The organism is Acidocella sp. (assembly GCF_028687955.1).
Lineage (GTDB): Bacteria > Pseudomonadota > Alphaproteobacteria > Acetobacterales > Acetobacteraceae > Acidocella.
The window spans coordinates 1-17,878 of record NZ_JAQTZC010000007.1; the positions used below are offsets into that span (position 1 = coordinate 1).

Genomic DNA, 17,878 nt, shown 5'->3' on the forward strand with positions numbered 1-17,878 from the left:
TTTTAGTGCACGCGCCCGCATTGTTCTGGAACATCCTCAACGCGCCCAAACGGCACTAAAATAAACACAACGATCGCGCCAGCGGTCAGGGAGCTATCATGAACACAGATGTCATCATCGCAGGTGCGGGCCCCGTCGGCCTCGTCGCGGCCGCCGAACTCGCCCGTTACGGTATCAAGGTCCGGATCGTGGAAAAAACCACCCACGGCGCGGATGAACCAAAAGCCCTGTTTTTGTGGAGCCGCACGCTGGAACTCCTCGATCGTTCCGGCTGCGGCGCCACGCTCGCCGCCACCGGCCATAAGGTGACCGCCGGCAGCATCATCGCCGGCAACAAACCCCTGGGCCGTGTTGATTTCTCACAGGTGAACAGCCCGCACCCCTATGCGCTGGCCCAGCCGCAGGCGGAGACAGAACGCCTGCTGGAGGCGCATCTGGCCAGCTTCGGCGTCAAGGTCGAGCGCGGGACCGAGCTGCTCTCCTTCACCGAAACCGCCACCAATGTCAGCTCTCTGTTGCGCCATACCGGCGGTGCCGAGGAAGTCGTTACAAGCCAATGGCTCATCGGCTGCGACGGCGGCAACAGCAAAGTCCGTGAGGCGCTGGGCGTGCCCTTCACCGGTCATGAACAAAAAAGCGGCTGGCTGCTGGCGGATGTCCGCCTCTCCGGCCTGAATTTTCCCTCAACGGAGCTGATCTCCTTCTGGCATGAAGATGGCTACCTCGGCTTCTTCCCCCGCGCCGATGGGCTGTACCGCATCATCGCCGACCTTCCGGTAACCGGCAGCCAATCCCCCGCTTCCCCCTCGCTGGAGGATATTCAGCGCATCGTTGACCAACGCGGCCCCGGCAACATCACGCTCTCGGCCCCCATTGCTCTTTCAGCTTTCCACATCAACGAGCGCAACGTCCGCGCATACCGCCAGGGCCGCATCTTCCTGGCCGGAGACGCCGCCCATCTGCACAACCCGGCCGGCGGCCAGGGCATGAACATGGGCATCCATGATGCCATCAACCTGGCCTGGAAGCTCGCCCTGGTCACCCGCGGCACCTGCGGCCCGCAACGCCTGCTGGAGAGCTACAACGCCGAACGCCACGCCGCGACCGATCAGGTGTTCGTGAATGTCAGCCGCCTCACCGCCATCTCCGTGTTAAAAAATCCGATGGCGCAAATCACCCGCAACGCCTTCGGCAGCGTCCTCTTCGGCCTGGCCCCCGCGCGGCGCGCCGTCGCCGACACATTCTCTGAAGTCTCCATGGGCTATGAACACAGCCCCCTGAACGGCTCCGACGACCGCTCCTTCCCCAGCCCCGGCCCCGGCGAGCGCATGCCCCCCCGCGAAGGCGAAGCTCCCTTCGGCGCCGGCAGCAGCCCGCGCTTCGCCCTCTGTGCCAACCTCAGCGTCGAGGTCAACGAACTGCTGGAAACCTACCCGGACCTGCTGGAACCAGCGGTACGCCCGCCGGTCAGCTACGGCTGCATCTGGCTGGTCCGGCCCGACGGCTACGTCGCCGTCGTCGCGCTCGATCCCGATATCAAGGTCATCGCCTCCTACTTGAACAGCCTGACCCAAAGCGCGCTCTAGCTTTTTCTCCGAGGGCGATTCACGCCTTCGGCTCGCTCGGATGAGCGAACCTCAAACGATCGCGCTCTGGCCGCAAGCCAGCCCGCTTATACCAGCCCCGCGCGCATACCGGTCAGCCTTAAGGCTGACTGGTATTACTGCCGGATAATCACCGCGCGGTGATGCAGCACATCAAGCAGCTGCTGGGATTCCAGCTCCACCCGGTGCTCCACGATCATCTGCGCGATCGCATCATCCGAAGGCAGGGTGGCGGCCTGGCTCTGCCGGCTACAAATCATCACCACCGATACGCCATCAGCGGCCACCAGCGGCTGGCTCACCTGCCCAATGGCCAGATTGCCCAGCAGTGTCTGGAACGCCGGCGGTGTCACCGTGGCAAGGTTAACCGGGCCGGGATCGGACGGGCGCACATTGCCAAACGCCGCGTTCACCGCCTCCATATCCGGGCAGGAATGCGCGGCATGAGCCGCCTGCAACAGCTTGTTGATCACCGCTGCCTGCACCGGGCCCACCTGCCCATTGGTGATCGGCTGCGGATACTGCGCAAAAGCCTGGCGGATGGAGAGGATCGTCTGCTTCTCGGTGCCCACGTTATGGGTCGCCAGCAATTGCACGATATCATAGCCCCCCGGCACCCGGACCGGATTGCTAATCGCCCCCACCGGCATGGTGGATACAACCTGCGCCACCGCCGGGTCCAACTCGCCCAGGTTGACAAAGCCCATATCCCCACCCTGCAACGCGGTCTGCGCCTGGCTGAACTGCGCCGCGATCACCGGAAACGGCGCGCCGGTGCGCAGCCGCGCGATCACCGAGCTGGCGAAATTCCGCGCCGCGGCATCATCCTCCGGACCGGACACAGGCACGAAGATTTCCGCGATATGATATTGTGTGCTGCCGATCTCCGCCTTCAGCGCGGTTTTCTGCGCGTTCAGGTCGCCCGGCGTCGGCTGCAACCCTGGCCCAAGCACCTGGTGCAGCACCGTCTGCCAGCCCAGCTCGGTACGGATCTGCGCCACCAGCGTATCAAACGGCACGCCCGCCGCTTCCAGCTTCATTTGCAGCCCGCCCGGCGGCAAGCCGTTGCCCTGTTCAATCCGGCTGATCGCACCGGTAATATCGCTAAGCGGCACGCTCACCCCTAGCTTGTTAATCTCCTGCTGCTTCAGCGTCTCATCAATCAGCAGCGACGTCACCTGCGGCTCAAGCTTAGCCAGCACATCAGGAGTCGGCTGCATCCCGGTGGAGAGCGCCAGCAGCCGCGCCCGCGCGGCCACATCCTGGTTGGTGATCACCTGCCCGTTCACCACGGCGGCGATGCTGGCGTTATAGCCGCCGGCGGTCTGCGCCAGGGCGGGCGCCGCGATGAGCACGGCAACAAGAGCGGCGGCACGGAGAAGATGCTTCATAGGGCGCTGAATCCAACATTACCGAGAGTTTTAAAAGTGAACTGGAGCAACACGGTCGTATTGCCTTTATCCAGGTTGAATGATGTAAACCGCTGGTAGTACACGAGGTTGACGCCGAAGCAATCATTTTGCCAGCCGGCGTTGAAATTGGCCGCGTCAAACTTACCAGTCTGCAGGTTCCGCTCGCTTCCAGCCCCAAGCGACCACGGGCCGATATTGGCCGTGAAACTCGCCGTCACCTCATGCCGCGGCGTGAAATACGCCGACGGCGGCGCCAGCGTGGGCGAGAGAATGCTGGCGCTGTCGTAGAGCACATAAGGGTCGGTATTGGTGTATAAATATCCCGCCGAGGCCGTGAACAAATGCGAGGTGTAGTTGGCCGTGGTGTCGATCATCCGCGCGCCCAGGTCCCGGTGGCTCAGCCGCGTGCGGTAGGTGACATTGAAACGCGGCACCGGCGCGATGATCACATGGCCGACGATATCGGAGACATTACCGGTCAACCCCGAACCCGGCAGGTAGTTGTTATCCTTATGCACCCGGTACGACTGCCCGATCAGCCCGTCCAGCATCGCCCCGCCAGGCAAATACCAAGCCGCATGCAGCGCGTAATCCACCCGCGAGCCGCCCTCCAGCCGGTCGATCCCCGGATAGCGGTTAAAGCTGAACAGATTGGCGTCCGAATATTCCAGATCCAGGCTGTCCTCATTGGGAATGCGTATATTCTGCGAAATCCCGATGTTCGGCGAGGCGACGATCTGCACCTCCGGCTCGATGATCTGGCTGCCCAGCGCGCCTGCCTGGCGGATCAGCGGCCAATGCAAATACACCGCGCCATAAGGCTGCGCGCGCGCCGTGCTGGCGGTGCTCAGCGGCGAATAGTTCGGCTGCTCATACAAACGGGTTGCCAAGTAGCTGGCCGCCACCAGCTCCACCCTGGCCGTGCCCAACACCCCATAAGGCAGCATGAACGGCACGGAATACCCCGGCACCGCCGCCACGCGCTGGCTATTGGTGCCCAGCTTGCGCAGCACGTTGAACATATCCGCATGCAGGGTGAACTGCCCGCCCAGCGCATCCTGGCCGGAGATGAAATCATACTGCCCATACGGGCTGACAATGGGCAGTTCGCTCTGGTTTACGCTGGCCACCAGCCCCTGGAAGCTCTGCATGTCCAGCCTGGCATAAGCCCCCGGCGAGAACCCCTCCAGGAACACATTGCTGCTCAGGAACGAGGCGTTGGGCAGCACGTTGAAGTCGTTGAGATACGCCGGATTGGAGGCCCGGTTATAGTTGAACCCCGCGCGCCAGTCCTGGTTCAAATCGAACGTCCCGTTGGCGAATACGGCATCGCCAAGCTCCCCGCTCACCTGCCCGCCGGAAACATTGACGTTCAATTCCCCATCATTAAAGTCCCGGCGATACCCAGCCTTCAGCGCCGGCCCTTCCTTCACCGCGAAAATCGGCGTCAGCGTCAGGTCCGACTCCTTGTCGATCACGAAATAATAAGGCGTCGTGAAGAAAAACCCGAGCTTCGAGGTCACGCCGAATCCAGGCATCAAAAACCCGCTCTGGCGCTTCACGGAGGGGTCCGGCTGCGTGAAATACGGCACGTACAGCACCGGAACCCCGTAAAATTCCATCTCCGCGCCGCGATACTCTATCATTTTATGCTGCAAATCGCGGGTCGCGCTCTTCGCGCGGATCTGCCAGATCGGCGGCGCGCTGGGGTCGGTCTTGCACAGGTCGCAGGCGGAATACACCACCTTCGCCATCTCATCGACCTTGCCGTCGTAGCGCCGCGCGCCATTGGCGATCATCTGGCCGTTATCAGCCAGCCGCGCCGCCACCCCGCGCATCACGGCGTCCTTCATCCCCTTGCTCAGCACCGCGCGCCTGGCAAACACGGTATCGCCGGATGGCTGGGTAAGGCTCACATGCCCGCTCGCCGTCACCACATCCGTATTGCGGTCCAGCACCACCTTGTCGGCCCGCAGCGTCTGCCCGTTCTGCACCGCGCGCACATGGCCCGAGGCCGTGACAATATTCCCGGTCTTGTCATAGGAGATACTATCCGCCGTAAAGCTCACCGGCGCGCTGGGCGGCGCCACCTGTTGCGCGCGGGCCTGCCCGGCAAGGCAGGTGCTGGCGATAAGTGCTAGAAGCAGGCCAGATCGTTTCATGCCTCAGCCATCTTCCAGATGCAGCAACAACGCAAGCGCCAAAAATAATCCCGCCATCGCGGGCGCCCACGCGGCGAGGATAACCGGAATCGCCCCGGAGGTGCCAAACTGGTTGGCCACCTCCGATACCATGAACAACGCAAACCCGCAGCCCACGCCGCTGGCCAGCATGCGCGCCGCCCCGCCGCGGCGCGAGGGCCGCATCGAGAACCCGGCCGCCACCAGCGCCATGGTGGCGCAAAGCAACGGCAGCGCCAGCAGCGCCTGAAACGCCAGCTCATGCTGAATGGGCGAAAACCCGGAGCGTTTGAGCAGCGCGATGAACCCAGGCAGCGCCCAGAACGAGAGCGAATCGGGCGAGGCAAAACTCTCCTCCACGCGGCGCACCGTCAAATCGGTGGGAAAGTCCATCTGGCCCACAAGCTGCGGCGCGGCCCCGGGGGTGAGCACGCTCACCCCCCTCAGGTTCCATGCCCCCGTGCTCAGCGTCGCCTGGCTGGCCTCCATCCGCTGCAACAGCGTCGCCTGGCCGTCCAGCCGCAGCACGCTCACCTGCTCGGCGCGCAAAACATTATGCTCCAGATGCACCCCCGCCGCATGCAGCACGGCAACACCGCCGGGAACCAGCCCGGCATCGGCCTGGCGCACCCAAAGCTCACCGCCGTTGAGCGAGAGCGGCCCCCCGCCCGGGCGCAGATACGCATTATAGAGCGTCTCACCGCGGCTATACATCACCGCCGAAAGCGGGCTCAGCCCGCCGGTGCCAACCGCCCCCAGCAGCGTCGCCAGCAGCACCGGCAGCGCCAGAAACTGCCAGGCTGAAATCCCCGCCGCGCGCGCCACCACCAGCTCCGAGGAGCGCGAGAGCCGCCAGAACGCAAAAATCCCGCCCAGCAAAATCGCAAAGGGCAATATCTGCAGCAGCGTCCAGGGCTGGCGCATGAACTCAATCTCCACGACAATCCCAAAACTCGCCGCCGGCCTGGCCGCCGCCTCGCGCAGCAGCTCCAGAAAATCAAACAGCGAGACCAGCGCCGAGAGCGCCGCCAGCATCACCACCACGGCGAGCAGGAACTGCCTGCCAAAATAAAGCGAGAGGGTAACCGGAATATTCTTCATTGTGGCGCCCGCCGGACAAACAGCATCGCCCCGGCAGCCAGGCCCGGCACCAGCACCATCGCCCAGATCAGCGGTAACAGCACCGTGTTGCGCGCGGCCAGGTTGCCCACCCCCAGGCTGAGCGCCACCAGCAGCGTCACCGCCACCACCGCGCCAACCGGGCGCAGCAGCCCCCCATTCCGCCGGAACACCCCCCGCAGTACCGCCAACAGGCCGATCAGCGTAAAGCTGAGCGTGCTCAGCGGCGCGGTCAGCCGGCGCTGCGCCTCCACCAGCCATTTCCCCTGCTCGCCCGGCGAAAGCGACGCCGGCGGATGCATCAGCGCCGCCAGGCCAGCCTCGGCGGAGTCCACCATATCGGGCATCGCCGCCTTCGCAGGCTGGGCCAGCGAGAGCACGTTGCGCTGAAACGTCAACACATCCAGCCGCCCCGTCTTGGAGTCTATTTGCTCGCGCGAGCCGTTCTCCAGCACCACCACCGGCCCTTGCGGGCTCAACAACAACTGGCCGGAGGTGGCCAATATCGTCGCCGGCGCCGCCGGGTCGCGCCCATCCTCAATCAATATGCCGCCCAGGGAGTCGTTCGCCCCACGCGATTGCACATAAACGGTGATATGGTCCGCCACCGGCGTAAACACCCCCGGCTCCAGCAAAAACGCCGCAATCTGGTTGCGTATCTCATATTGGTAGCTGCGGAAGCTGCCCAGGCTGGCCGGCACCAGCACCAAAGTCAGCGCATAACCCGCCAGCGTGGCCGCCAGCGCCAGCGCCAGCGCCGGGCGGGCCAGCGCCAGGTCCGAAAGCCCGGATGCGCGCATCGCCGTAATCTCGCGGTCGCTGTTCAGGCGCGTATAGATGAACAGCACAACGATGAAACACGTGATCGGCAGAATGGTGGCGACAAAACTCGGCACCAGCAGCGAGGTCAGCTTGATGAACACCACCGGCGAGAGCCCGTGGTTGACGATGATCTGGATGAACCGCAACGACTGCGTGAGCCAGATCAGCGCCACCAGCCCAACGGTGACCAGCACCAGCGCAATCAACAATTGCCCGAAAATATAGCGGTCGATCCTGGTCAGGTGCGGGCGGCGATCCATGGCCCGAGGTTCTGGCCGGGAGCGCCGGGAATGGCAAGACCACCCCCTACCAAATCTCCCCATACAACACATGATACGTCACCGCGAACCCGCCCTCCAGCGCGCCCAGCACCCGCCGGAACGCGCCCGGCGGCAGCGGCCGGTATCCCGGCGCAGGCTCCCCCGCGCCCAGTTCCTTCAGGCTGCGGACGAATTCAGCGCCATTGGCATAATGCTGAATGATAAACTCCTCATCAACCGCATGCGCAACGCCCGCCGGCCAGGGCAAGGCCTCCGGCGCCGGATACACCGGCGTCCCGCTCGCCAGCCCGAGCGTTTCATGCACCGCCCTCCATTCGGCGAACGTCCCCGCCCCCAGCGTCGCGAACATCATCCGCCCGCCCGGCGCCAGCCGCGCGCCCAGCCGCGCCAGCCCGCCGCGCAAATCGCCAAACCACTGCATTGCCAGGCTGGAGACGATCAGATCAAACCGTCCTTCCAGCCCGCGCGGGTCCTCACCGTCAAGCAGCCTATATGCCGGGCCTTCCCCCAGCCGCGCCCGGCAGCGCGCCAGCATCGCGGGAGAAATATCCGTGAGCACCAGCGCCGCATCCGCGAACGCCGCCACCAGCGCCGCGCTCAAAAACCCGGTGCCGCAGCCGATCTCCAGAATCCGCCGCGGCCCCGGCCCCAGCGCCATAATCCGCTCCGCCAGCCGCGCCGCCACCAGCCGTTGCACCGGCGCCACCGCATCATAGCGCGCCGCCCCGGCTGAAAACGCCCGTCCAATCCGCTCCTTGCGCGCGCTCACCCCAGAGGCGCCAAAAACGCCCGCAGCCGCGCGGCGCACCAGCGCGCATCCTCCAGCGGCAGCAAATGCCCCCCCGCATGCCATTGAGTCACTTCCGCCGGAAAACTCGCAGCGCTCAGCGCCGCGGGCACCAGCGGGTCCGCCCGCCCGCACAACGCCAGATCAACCACGGCCGGGCGCGCATCCCATTGCGCCAACCCCTGCAACCCGGCCGCCAGCGCCGCCGCATCCAACCCCCCTGGCACCGCCGCCGCACCCCCGCACCTGGCCCTGAACGCCGCCACCACCTCTTCCGGCGCCGCGCCAAACTGCGCGATCATCCGTTGCAACGGCCGCGCCGCATTGCCTTGCGGAAAGTCCTCCCGCTGCGTGAAGCAGCCAAACCCGTTCACCGCAACCAGCGCGCGCCACGCCACCGGCCTGTGATGCAGCAGCCACAACGCCCCAAACGAATGCCCCACCGCCACCACATCGCGCCCCGACGGCAAATCCGGCCGCGCCGCGCCGCCAAAAAACCCCAGATCCCAGGCCACGGTCTCATACCCCTCCAGCGCCGCGCGCAGCGGCGCCCAGAATCCGGCATCAAACCCCCAACCGTGCACCAGCAACAAAACCGGCTTCATAGCGTCTTCGCCAGCCGCACCACGGCCTCGCTCAGCGCCGCCACCTGCGCCTTGGTATGCCCCGCCGAAAACGTGAACCGTATCCGGCTCGTCCCCGCCGGCACCGTCGGCGGCCTTATCGCCACGGCCAGAAACCCTTCCGCCTCCAGCGCCCGCGCCATATCCAGCGCGCGTTCCTCCGCGCCCAGAATCAGCGGCACAATCTGCGTGGTGGACGCCCCGGTATCCAGCCCCGCCGCCGCCAGCGCGGCCCGGAACCGTGCGGCATGCTCCGCCACCCGCTCGCGCGCCGCGCCCAATTCCGGGATCATATCCAGCGCCGCCTCCATCGCCCCCAGCACCGCCGGCGGCAGCGCGGTCGCATAAATCACCCCGCCGCAGCGATTTACTAGATACTCCCGCAACACGCCCGAACACGCCGCATAAGCGCCAAACCCACCCAATCCCTTGCTGAATGTGCCCATCACCAGCGCATTGCGCAGCCCATGCGCCAGGCCGAACCCGTCCCGGCCCATCACCCCGGTCGCATGCGCCTCGTCCAGATACAAAAACGCGCCATATTTTTCCGCCAGCGCCGCCAGCGCCGCCACATCGGCGCAATCGCCATCCATGCTGAACACGCTCTCGGTGATAATCACCCGCGGCCGCGCCAGTACCTCATCGCGCGCCAACAGCTCCTCCAGATGCCCCATATCATTATGCCGGAAGCGTATCTGGCGCGCCCCCGCCGCCGCGCAGCCCTGAATCAGGCTCGCGTGGTTCAGCCGGTCCGCATACACCAGCGGCTCCCCCCCCAGCACCCTCGCATCCAGCAGCGCCGGCAACAGCGTCACATTCGCCTGCACGCCCGAGACAAACACCAGGGCCGCCTCCGCCCCCTTGCCCCGCGCGATCTTCGCCTCGATCGCCCCGAACGGCAGCAAATTCCCCGAAACCAGCCGCGACGACCCAGCCCCCGCCCCCCAGCGCCGCGCATACGCACAGGCGCGCTCTATCAGCACCGGATGATGCGAGAGCCCCAGGTAATCATTGGAGGAAAAATCCAGCACCGGCCCGGCGCCGCCATCCACGCGCCCATCGCCCAGCCGGTCCACATCGCGCAAACGCCGCCGCCGCCCGGTCTGTTCCAAACCCTCCAGGCAGCGGCGCCACGCCTCATCAAAATCGCTCATCAGACCTCCTCATGTCAGCCTGATCAGGCGGCGAAGAGTCCAGGCTTAATTAAAGCTGATCAGTTCCACGTCAAAAATTAACGTCGCGCCGGGGGGGATCAACCCGCCAGCCCCGCGCTGGCCATAGCCGTGCTCGGCCGGAAGAATCAGCGTGCGCTGCCCGCCCGCCTGCATCGTGGAAACCCCGATATCCCAGCCCGAAATCACCTGGCCAACGCCAAGCTTGAAGCTGAACGGCTGCCCACGGTCACGCGAGGAGTCGAATTTCTTGCCCTTCGCGCCGCCCTCATCAAGCCAGCCAGTGTAATGCACCGTCACCATCTGGCCCTTGGACGGGCTCTCGCCGGCGCCTACCACATGGTCCTGGATTTTAATGCCGGACGGCAAGGTAACAATATTGGCTTCTGACATAATCTCAACTCCTCAAGCGGTCATTTGCGCCGCCTGGGTAGTCAAAAAACCATCCCGCCGCAAATCAGGGAAGCCTCAGCCTCCCTGATCCGCATCAACCGCTTAGTTCTTCGCGAGGTGATACCCGGCCGCTTCCGCGGTCTTCTCACACACGAAAGCACCATGCTTGGTCTTGCCGAAATACTTCGAGCTCGAAGCGTGCAGCACCTTGCTCTTGGTCATGGTGCTCCACACAACCGTGTCACCCGGGCAGCTCGCCTGGGCAGCGGCCTCGGTCTTGAACATTTCAGCCTTGGTCAGCTTGGCGGCAACCGGCTTGGCGGCAACCGGGGCCATGGCGGCGGCCGGAGCCGCGGGAGCGGCCATCGGTGCCATCGTGCCGGCGGGCGCGGCAGCGGTCTGCGCCATCGCGAGCGGGGCAACGCCCATGGCGCAAGCAAATGTAAGTGCCGGCAACAGACGCCGGGAAATCTGGATAACCTTCATGCAAATTCTCCTGAGTGGTCCCGCCGGATAAGACGGTCCTGGTGTTATGGATTGAGGCCGCCACCCGGCGGCTTCCCACGCGGATGGCGTATCAGCGCCCTATGCTCTTCCCCGCCTCTCCGCAAGGTGCATTCATTGTTACATAATGTAACTCTCGCCCGGTATTTGCGTGCCGCTGGGCGCAGGTTTAATGTTGCACCGCCCATTAACAGTAGAGACTTTGAGCATGACCCTTATCGCCGACCGCCTGAACCGCATCAGCCCGAGCCAAACCATCGCCATCTCCTCCAAGGCGCGCGCGCTCAAGGCCGAAGGCCGTGACATCATTAGCCTCTCCGCCGGCGAACCTGATTTTGATACGCCCGCACACATCAAACAGGCCGCCATCGCCGCCATCAACGCGGGCGACACCAAATACACAGACGTCTCCGGCACCCCGGCGCTGCGCCGCGCCGTCGCCGCAAAATTCAAACGCGACAGCGGGTTAGACTACAAACCGGAGGAAATCATCGTCTCCACCGGCGGCAAGCAGGTCATCTTCAACGCCATGCTGGCCACCGTTCAGGCGGGCGATGAGGTCATCATCCCCACCCCCTGCTGGGTCTCCTACCCTGATATCGTGGCCCTGGCCGAAGGCACCCCCGTGTTCGTGCCATGCAGCCAGAACCACGGTTTCAAGCTGCGCGCGGCGGACCTGGAAGCCGCCATCACCCCCAAAACCAAATGGGTCTTCCTCAACTCCCCCAACAACCCCACCGGCGCCGCCTATTCGGCGGAGGATTTGCGCCCCATCTGCGATGTTCTTCTCAGCCACCCGCATATCTGGGTCTTCACCGACGATATTTACGAAAAACTGACCTACGGCGGCTTCAAACCCGCCACCATCGCCGAGGTCGAACCCCGCCTGCATGACCGCACCGTCACCATGAACGGCTGCTCCAAGGCCTACGCGATGACCGGCTGGCGAATCGGCTTCGCTGGCGCCCCGCTCGCCCTCATCAAGGCGATGGACAAATTGCAAAGCCAGTCCACCTCCAATACCTCCTCCATCAGCCAGGCCGCTGCCGTGGCCGCGCTCAACGGCCCGGAAGACGCCCTGCACGAGATGGTCAAAGTCTATCAGGCCCGCCGGGACCTGGTGGTAGACATGCTCAACGCCGCCACCGGCCTCACCTGCGCCAAGCCTGAGGGCGCGTTCTACGTCTTCCCAGGAATGCATGGCTGCCTTGGCAAAACAACACCCAAAGGCGCCGCCATCAACTCCGATGAAGACTTCGTCATCGCCCTGCTGGACGAAGAAGGTGTGGCCGCCGTTCACGGCTCCGCCTTCATCTACCCGGACCACTTCCGTATCAGCTACGCCACCTCCACCGAGGCGCTGATCGAAGCCTGCACCCGTATTCAGCGCTTTTGCGCCGCACTGGTGTAACCGCCCTCACATCCGCAAGAGCATGCCGGCGCAAGCCGGCATCTCCATACCTTCGCGTTCCAAGCCCAAACCATTGCACATTCAAACCAAACCCGCACAAATTGGGGTGCAAGCAAAAAATAAAACTGAACTAATACCAGCCCGCCACCAAACCCAGAGAGTCAAGCTCTTGGCGGGCTGGTATAACAGTGCGTTAGAGAAAAATTCTTACAAACGCTCCACGTGGAGCATCCCCTCAGCCCTCGTCGCGCGCCGCGCGCGCCTCAGCCTCCTGCGTCAGCGTCCGCCTGGCCCGCAGCCTGTGTATCCGCCGCGCATCCGCCTCAAGAACCAAAAACTCCACCCCCGAGGGATGCGCGATAATCTCCCCCTTCGCCGGCACCCGCCCAGCCAGGTTGAACACCAACCCGCCCACGGTCTCGATATCGGCATCGCGCTCATCGCTGGAGAGCACCTGCCCCATCTTCTCCTCAAATTCCTCCACCGGCAGCAGCGCGTTCAAATCCATCGCGCCATCCGCCCGCTCCACCACCATCGAGCCCTTAATCTCATCATGCTCGTCGGAAATATCGCCAACAATCGTCTCAACCAGATCCTCGATCGTCACCAGCCCGTCGATCCCGCCATACTCATCAACCACCAGCGCCAGATGCGTGCGCGTCTGGCGCATCTGCAGCAACAAATCCAACACGCCGATCTGCGGCGCCACCAGCAGCGGCTTGCGCAGAATTTTCTCAATCGAAAACTCCGCCGGCGTGCCGCTGAAGGCGAACACATCCTTGATGTGCACCATCCCCATCAGATCATCGAGATGCTCACGAAACACCGGCAGACGCGAATGTCCTTCCTGGCGCAACAGCTCTATCGCCTGCTCCAGGCTGACATCGGCGCGCATCGCAATGATATCGGGCCGCGGCACCATCACATCATCGGCGCTCATCTCGCGCAGCCGCAGCACATTGGCGATCAATGCGCGCTCCTGCAAATTCAGGCCCACCCCCTCGCCATCCTCGTGCAGCGCGTCTTCAACCCCCGCCTCCTGCACCAGCTCCGCGATGGAATCGCGCACGGACTGCTCACTGCTGCGCAACCGGCTCAAAATCCGTCCGAATGCCGAGCTCATCGGTTTCTCCATGGATTCGCCACCTTCAGCCGCGCCAGAATTTTCGTCTCCTCGCTCTCCATCTCACGCGCCTCGCCCGCGTGATGGTGGTCATAGCCCTGCAAATGCAGCGCGCCATGCACCAGCAGATGCACCAGATGCGCCCGCACCGCCTTGCCCTCGCGCACCGCCTCGCGCCGCACCACGCCCAGCGCCAGCAAAATCTCCGGCGGCTGCTCGTAGGTCAGCACATTGGTCGGCTTGTTCTTGCCCCGGTCGCGGCAATTCAGCCGCCGCACGGTGCGGTCATCAGTGAGCACCACATCCGCCTCACACCCCGCCGCGCGCAGCGTGCGCGCCACCACGCGCGCCACATCGCGCACATAAAAATTCCAGCGCCGTTCAATAACAACAACTTCGCCCCCGAAGGGGTCGCGACTTCCAGGTTCCATCTATCCGTTTTATCCGTGCCGTTCGCGCGCCGCTTCCCGCGCGGCGGCATGGCGCTGGTCATAGGCTTCCACAATCCTCCCGACCAGCGGATGGCGCACCACATCGGCATTATTGAACCGCGCGACGCCAATCCCCTGAATCCCCTCCAGCGTCTCCAGCGCATCCGCCAAGCCCGAGCGTGTGCCGGCCGGCAGGTCAATCTGCGTCAGATCTCCGGTCACCACCATACGCGTCCCCTCGCCCATGCGGGTGAGGAACATTTTCATCTGCACCGGGGTGGTGTTCTGCGCCTCATCCAGAATCACGAATGCATGCGCCAATGTCCGCCCACGCATGAACGCCAGCGGCGCGATCTCGATCTCCCCGGTCGTCATCCGCTTGGTCAGCTGGTCGCCGGGCAGCATGTCGTTCAACGCATCGTAAAGCGGGCGCAGGTAAGGGTCCACCTTCTCCTTCATGTCGCCGGGCAAAAACCCAAGCCGCTCGCCTGCTTCCACCGCCGGGCGGGAGAGCACAATCCGGTCCACCCGGCCCGATGTCAGCATCGCCACCGCCTGCGCCACCGCCAAATAGGTCTTGCCCGTCCCCGCCGGCCCCAGCGCAAACACCATCTCATGGCGCGCCAGCTCCTCAATATACGCCATCTGCGCCGCGCTGCGCGGGCCGATCGCCCCTTTGCGCGTGCGGATCGCGGGCAAATCCGAGAGCGGCAGCCGCGGTTCGGCCGCCGGGTCGCTCAGGCGCATCACCGCATCCACTTTTGGCCCATCGATCATCTCGCCACGCTCCAACTGCCGGTAAAGTGCCGCCAGAGTCGCTTCCGCCGCGGCAACCCGCTCAAGCGAGCCGGTAATGGAAACACGATTCCCCCGGCAGGCCAGCCGCACACCGAGCCGCTGCTCGATCCGGGCCAGATGCCGGTCATGATCCCCCAGCAACAACGAGAGCAGCGCGTTATCGCCAAAGGTGAGGGTGAGAGACCGCTGGGGCGGGGCGGGTTGGGTAGACGTGGATGCGATGATCTGGCTCAAGCGGCACGAACCTCCTTGTTTAAACTTCCTAAGAGTGAATTGGGATTGGCATGGGTGATTTTCACCGCGTGAATTTCGCCGGTCAGCTCCACCGGAGACTCCACAACAACCGGCTGCGCATAGAGCGAGCGCCCGGCAATCTGCCCTGGGTGGCGGCCAAGCCCGGTAAAGAGCACCGGGGTATTCAGCCCCACGGTGGCGGCGTTGAACGCATCCTGCTGGCGGCGCAGTTCCGCCTGCAATTCATAAAGCCGCGCGTTTTTCACCTCATCGGCAATCTGCGCCAGCCCCGCCGCCGGGGTGCCCGGCCGCGCGGAATAATTAAAGCTGTAGGCCAGCGCGAAGCCCGTCTCGCGCACCAGCGCCATGGTGGCGGCAAAATCCGCATCGCTCTCGCCCGGGTGCCCGATGATGAAATCCGAGGTGAACGCCATATCCGCCCGCACCGCGCGCAACCGCGCCACGATCCGCCTGAAATCATCGGCTTTATGCTTGCGGTTCATCGCCGCCAGAATTTTATCAGAGCCCGATTGCACCGGCAGATGCAAAAACGGCATCAGCGCCGGATTGTCCCGGTGCGCTAAAATCAGCTCCTCGGTCATGTCGGAGGGATGCGAGGTCGTATAGCGCAACCGGCTCAACCCCGGGATCTCCGCCAGCGCGCCCAGCAGCCGCGCCAGGCTCCAGACCCGCCCATCCGGCCCTTCACCGTGGTAAGCGTTCACATTCTGCCCGAGCAGCGCAATCTCACGCGTTCCCTGCGCCACCATCCGGCGCGCCTCGGCCATAATGCTGGCCACCGGGCGCGACGCTTCCGCCCCGCGCGTATAGGGCACCACGCAGAACGAACAGAATTTGTCGCAGCCTTCCTGGATGGTCAGGTTCGCGATCACCCCTTGCGGCGCCGCCGCATCGGGCAGAAAGTCGAATTTTTTCTCAGCGGGAAAATCGGTGTCAATCACCGCCCCCTTGCTGCGGTGCACCTGCGCGATCAGCTCCGGGAGCCGGTGATACGCCTGCGGCCCCACCACCATGTCCACATAGGGCGCGCGCTTGAGCAGAATATCCCCCTCCGCCTGCGCCACGCAGCCGGTCACGGCGATCATCATTTGGTTGCCGGTGGCCTCCTTGAGGTCGCGCAGCCGGCCCAGCGCGGAGAACACCTTCTCCGCCGCCCGCTCGCGGATGTGGCAGGTGTTCATGATCACCATATCCGCCCCCTCGGGGCTGTCCACGATTGAGTAGCCCAGGGGCGCCAGAACATCGGCCATGCGCGCACTGTCGTACACGTTCATCTGGCAGCCATGCGTCACAATATGCAGTCTACGGGTGTTGCGGTCCGTCGCGGTCATTTACAGAATTCCATCCGGTTTTCCCGGACGGAAAAGCGCGTGTAGCCCCAATAGGTCAAGGTCAATTCCATGGGAATCCTCGTGAGCGTGGCTCTACTCCGCTATGTTTCCCCGCGCCGTGTCAAGAAAATTTGCGTGATCATCGCGTGACTTAATCTCAAGCCCATGCCCCAGCGCCACCCGCTGGTCGAACACGAAACACGCACCGCGCCACTTGCTCTGCGCCGGGGGGATCTCTTCCAGATACCGCAAAATCCCGCCCTGGAGCTGGAAAACCTGCTCAAACCCCGCCGCCAGCATGAAGGCGCTGGCCTTCTCGCAGCGAATGCCGCCGGTGCAGAACATCGCGATTTTTTTATGTTTCGCGTCCGCCAGCCGCTCGTTCACAAAATCCTTGAACCCGGTGAAACTGGTCAGCCCCGGGTCGATGGCCCCTTCGAACGTGCCGAATTCAACCTCGAATCCATTGCGGGTATCCACCAGCACCACATCGGGGTCCGCCAGCAGCGCATTCCACGCAAGCGGCGCCACATACTGGCCAAGCCGCGTGGTCTCATCCACGCTCTGGCCAAAGGTGATGATCTCGCGTTTCAGCTTGATCTTCAGCCGGTCAAAATGCGCCGCCCCGGCGGTGGAAAACTTCACCTCCAGCCGCTCGAACGCCGGGCGGTCTCCGGTTGGGGCGCGCAGGCGTTCCACAAACGCATCAATCGCCGCCGGCGCCCCGGCGATGGTGCCGTTGATCCCCTCCGGGCTGACCAAAATGCTGCCAAAAATCCCCAGCGCCGTGCAAGCGGCCTGAAACTCCGCGCGTACCGCCTCTGGCTGTTCCAGCCGCAGGAACTGATACAGCGCGGCCACCTTGTTCATCATGCTTCGCTACGTCCTTGTCTGAGCGCCGCGGCATTATGCGCGATGCGCGCTTCCAGCGCCGCGGCAAATATCTTGCGATTGGGGAAAGTCCCGGGGGCGATCGGCGCGTCCAGCACAATCGTCGCATGCAGGCTGCGCCGCCGGGCGATCCGGTTAAAATGCGGAGCCAGCTCCATATCGCCATACCAGGCGATCTCCGGCCGGTCCGCGCGCACAACCGGCAAGCCGTCCAACCCGTCGTAGACCAATGTCACCGGCTGCACATAGGGTTTGGCGGCCGCGTCCGCCAGCACAAAAAACGACGAGGCGAACGGCAGAATCCGGTTGCCGTCGGATGAGGTGCCCTCGGGAAACAGAATGATGCCGTCCCCCGCGTTCAGCCGCGCCGCCAGCGCGCCCTGTTCGCGCGCCACATTGGCGCGGTTGCGCGAGACGAACACCGTGCGCCCCAGCCGCGCGATCCAGCTGATGACCGGCCAGCGCCCGACCTCCCCCTTGGCGACAAAACAGCCGGGCAGCACGCTGCCCAGCGCCACGATATCCAGCCAGGAGCAATGATTGGCGATGAAGAGGCTCGGCCGGTGCGCCGAAATCTCGCCCACAACCCGCAGCCGCAGCCCCAGCACGAGCGCCACGCCGCGCCAGTACACCTGGGCGAAACCCACCTTGCCGCGCCCCGGCAGCATCAGCAACAGTGCCTGAACGGGCATGCAAAACAGCGTCCATACCAGGATCGCCAGCACCCGCAGCAGCATACGG

17 protein-coding genes are annotated in these 17,878 nt (G+C 64.3%); 2 read left to right on the forward strand and 15 right to left on the reverse strand.

The annotated features are described in order from the left end of the window. Positions 1–98: 98 nt before the first annotated feature. A complete protein-coding gene (locus tag PHE40_RS01590; protein WP_299957043.1) occupies positions 99–1,586 on the forward strand; it encodes an FAD-dependent monooxygenase in 1,488 nt (495 codons plus the stop codon). A 134-nt stretch (positions 1,587–1,720) separates the two neighbouring features. Here the strand turns inward: PHE40_RS01590 and PHE40_RS01595 are convergent, their stop codons facing one another. The 9 genes from PHE40_RS01595 to PHE40_RS01635 all read right to left on the reverse strand — a co-directional run bounded on the left by PHE40_RS01595 (position 1,721) and on the right by PHE40_RS01635 (position 10,879). Then, entirely contained in the window at positions 1,721–2,995 is a 1,275-nt protein-coding gene (locus PHE40_RS01595) for a peptidylprolyl isomerase (RefSeq protein WP_299957046.1), read from the reverse strand. Beyond that, positions 2,992–5,178 (reverse strand): LPS-assembly protein LptD, encoded by a 2,187-nt coding sequence (locus PHE40_RS01600; RefSeq protein ID WP_299957048.1) that lies wholly within the window; start codon positions 5,176–5,178, stop codon positions 2,992–2,994. Before PHE40_RS01600 ends, PHE40_RS01595 begins: the two co-directional genes overlap by 4 nt. Positions 5,179–5,181: 3 nt before the next feature. Further along, on the reverse strand, positions 5,182–6,297 hold the full coding sequence (gene lptG / locus PHE40_RS01605; RefSeq protein WP_299957049.1) for an LPS export ABC transporter permease LptG: 1,116 nt from the start codon (positions 6,295–6,297) through the stop codon (positions 5,182–5,184). Then, positions 6,294–7,397, reverse strand: a complete 1,104-nt coding sequence (lptF, locus tag PHE40_RS01610) for an LPS export ABC transporter permease LptF (RefSeq protein WP_299957051.1) — start codon at positions 7,395–7,397, stop codon at positions 6,294–6,296. Before lptF ends, lptG begins: the two co-directional genes overlap by 4 nt. Positions 7,398–7,443: 46 nt before the next feature. Further along, positions 7,444–8,226 carry a methyltransferase gene (locus tag PHE40_RS01615; protein WP_299957053.1) on the reverse strand — a complete coding sequence of 261 codons (783 nt, stop codon included), beginning with the start codon at positions 8,224–8,226 and terminating at the stop codon, positions 7,444–7,446. Beyond that, positions 8,184–8,810 carry an alpha/beta fold hydrolase gene (locus PHE40_RS01620; RefSeq protein WP_299957055.1) on the reverse strand — a complete coding sequence of 209 codons (627 nt, stop codon included), beginning with the start codon at positions 8,808–8,810 and terminating at the stop codon, positions 8,184–8,186. Before PHE40_RS01620 ends, PHE40_RS01615 begins: the two co-directional genes overlap by 43 nt. After that, positions 8,807–9,982 (reverse strand): aminotransferase class I/II-fold pyridoxal phosphate-dependent enzyme, encoded by a 1,176-nt coding sequence (locus tag PHE40_RS01625; protein WP_299957057.1) that lies wholly within the window; start codon positions 9,980–9,982, stop codon positions 8,807–8,809. The genes PHE40_RS01620 and PHE40_RS01625 overlap by 4 nt, the downstream gene beginning before the upstream one ends. 45 nt (positions 9,983–10,027) lie before the next feature. Then, on the reverse strand, positions 10,028–10,393 hold the full coding sequence (locus PHE40_RS01630; protein ID WP_299957059.1) for an FKBP-type peptidyl-prolyl cis-trans isomerase: 366 nt from the start codon (positions 10,391–10,393) through the stop codon (positions 10,028–10,030). A 102-nt stretch (positions 10,394–10,495) separates the two neighbouring features. After that, positions 10,496–10,879 (reverse strand): hypothetical protein, encoded by a 384-nt coding sequence (locus tag PHE40_RS01635; RefSeq protein WP_299957060.1) that lies wholly within the window; start codon positions 10,877–10,879, stop codon positions 10,496–10,498. Positions 10,880–11,105: 226 nt separating this feature from the next. On the opposite strand from PHE40_RS01635, the gene PHE40_RS01640 reads away from it, so the two are divergent. Further along, positions 11,106–12,308 (forward strand): pyridoxal phosphate-dependent aminotransferase, encoded by a 1,203-nt coding sequence (locus PHE40_RS01640; RefSeq protein WP_299957062.1) that lies wholly within the window; start codon positions 11,106–11,108, stop codon positions 12,306–12,308. Between the two features lie 235 nt (positions 12,309–12,543). Here the strand turns inward: PHE40_RS01640 and PHE40_RS01645 are convergent, their stop codons facing one another. From PHE40_RS01645 to PHE40_RS01670, 6 genes are all read right to left on the reverse strand, one after another. Next, a complete protein-coding gene (locus PHE40_RS01645; RefSeq protein ID WP_299957064.1) occupies positions 12,544–13,431 on the reverse strand; it encodes a hemolysin family protein in 888 nt (295 codons plus the stop codon). After that, positions 13,428–13,862 carry an rRNA maturation RNase YbeY gene (gene ybeY, locus PHE40_RS01650; RefSeq protein ID WP_299957067.1) on the reverse strand — a complete coding sequence of 145 codons (435 nt, stop codon included), beginning with the start codon at positions 13,860–13,862 and terminating at the stop codon, positions 13,428–13,430. Before ybeY ends, PHE40_RS01645 begins: the two co-directional genes overlap by 4 nt. Before the next feature lie 9 nt (positions 13,863–13,871). Beyond that, the gene (locus PHE40_RS01655; protein WP_299957069.1) at positions 13,872–14,894 is read right to left on the reverse strand and encodes a PhoH family protein; all 1,023 of its coding nucleotides are present in this window, start codon (positions 14,892–14,894) and stop codon (positions 13,872–13,874) included. Continuing rightward, positions 14,891–16,246, reverse strand: coding sequence for a tRNA (N6-isopentenyl adenosine(37)-C2)-methylthiotransferase MiaB (gene miaB, locus PHE40_RS01660; RefSeq protein ID WP_299957072.1), 1,356 nt, complete (start codon positions 16,244–16,246; stop codon positions 14,891–14,893). Before miaB ends, PHE40_RS01655 begins: the two co-directional genes overlap by 4 nt. Before the next feature lie 93 nt (positions 16,247–16,339). Then, positions 16,340–17,119 carry a rhodanese domain-containing protein gene (locus PHE40_RS01665; protein ID WP_299957075.1) on the reverse strand — a complete coding sequence of 260 codons (780 nt, stop codon included), beginning with the start codon at positions 17,117–17,119 and terminating at the stop codon, positions 16,340–16,342. After that, entirely contained in the window at positions 17,116–17,874 is a 759-nt protein-coding gene (locus PHE40_RS01670) for a 1-acyl-sn-glycerol-3-phosphate acyltransferase (RefSeq protein ID WP_299957078.1), read from the reverse strand. The genes PHE40_RS01665 and PHE40_RS01670 overlap by 4 nt, the downstream gene beginning before the upstream one ends. Positions 17,875–17,878: the final 4 nt, after the last annotated feature.

Coding starts and splice junctions, on each gene's coding strand:
- PHE40_RS01590 (WP_299957043.1), top strand. CDS start 99: ATGAACACAGATGTCATCATCGCAGGTGCGGGCCCCGTCGGCCTCGTC.
- PHE40_RS01595 (WP_299957046.1), bottom strand. CDS start 2,995: ATGAAGCATCTTCTCCGTGCCGCCGCTCTTGTTGCCGTGCTCATCGCG.
- PHE40_RS01600 (WP_299957048.1), bottom strand. CDS start 5,178: ATGAAACGATCTGGCCTGCTTCTAGCACTTATCGCCAGCACCTGCCTT.
- lptG (WP_299957049.1), bottom strand. CDS start 6,297: ATGAAGAATATTCCGGTTACCCTCTCGCTTTATTTTGGCAGGCAGTTC.
- lptF (WP_299957051.1), bottom strand. CDS start 7,397: ATGGATCGCCGCCCGCACCTGACCAGGATCGACCGCTATATTTTCGGG.
- PHE40_RS01620 (WP_299957055.1), bottom strand. CDS start 8,810: ATGAAGCCGGTTTTGTTGCTGGTGCACGGTTGGGGGTTTGATGCCGGA.
- PHE40_RS01625 (WP_299957057.1), bottom strand. CDS start 9,982: ATGAGCGATTTTGATGAGGCGTGGCGCCGCTGCCTGGAGGGTTTGGAA.
- PHE40_RS01630 (WP_299957059.1), bottom strand. CDS start 10,393: ATGTCAGAAGCCAATATTGTTACCTTGCCGTCCGGCATTAAAATCCAG.
- PHE40_RS01635 (WP_299957060.1), bottom strand. CDS start 10,879: ATGAAGGTTATCCAGATTTCCCGGCGTCTGTTGCCGGCACTTACATTT.
- PHE40_RS01640 (WP_299957062.1), top strand. CDS start 11,106: ATGACCCTTATCGCCGACCGCCTGAACCGCATCAGCCCGAGCCAAACC.
- PHE40_RS01645 (WP_299957064.1), bottom strand. CDS start 13,431: ATGAGCTCGGCATTCGGACGGATTTTGAGCCGGTTGCGCAGCAGTGAG.
- ybeY (WP_299957067.1), bottom strand. CDS start 13,862: ATGGAACCTGGAAGTCGCGACCCCTTCGGGGGCGAAGTTGTTGTTATT.
- miaB (WP_299957072.1), bottom strand. CDS start 16,246: ATGACCGCGACGGACCGCAACACCCGTAGACTGCATATTGTGACGCAT.
- PHE40_RS01665 (WP_299957075.1), bottom strand. CDS start 17,119: ATGATGAACAAGGTGGCCGCGCTGTATCAGTTCCTGCGGCTGGAACAG.
- PHE40_RS01670 (WP_299957078.1), bottom strand. CDS start 17,874: ATGCTGCTGCGGGTGCTGGCGATCCTGGTATGGACGCTGTTTTGCATG.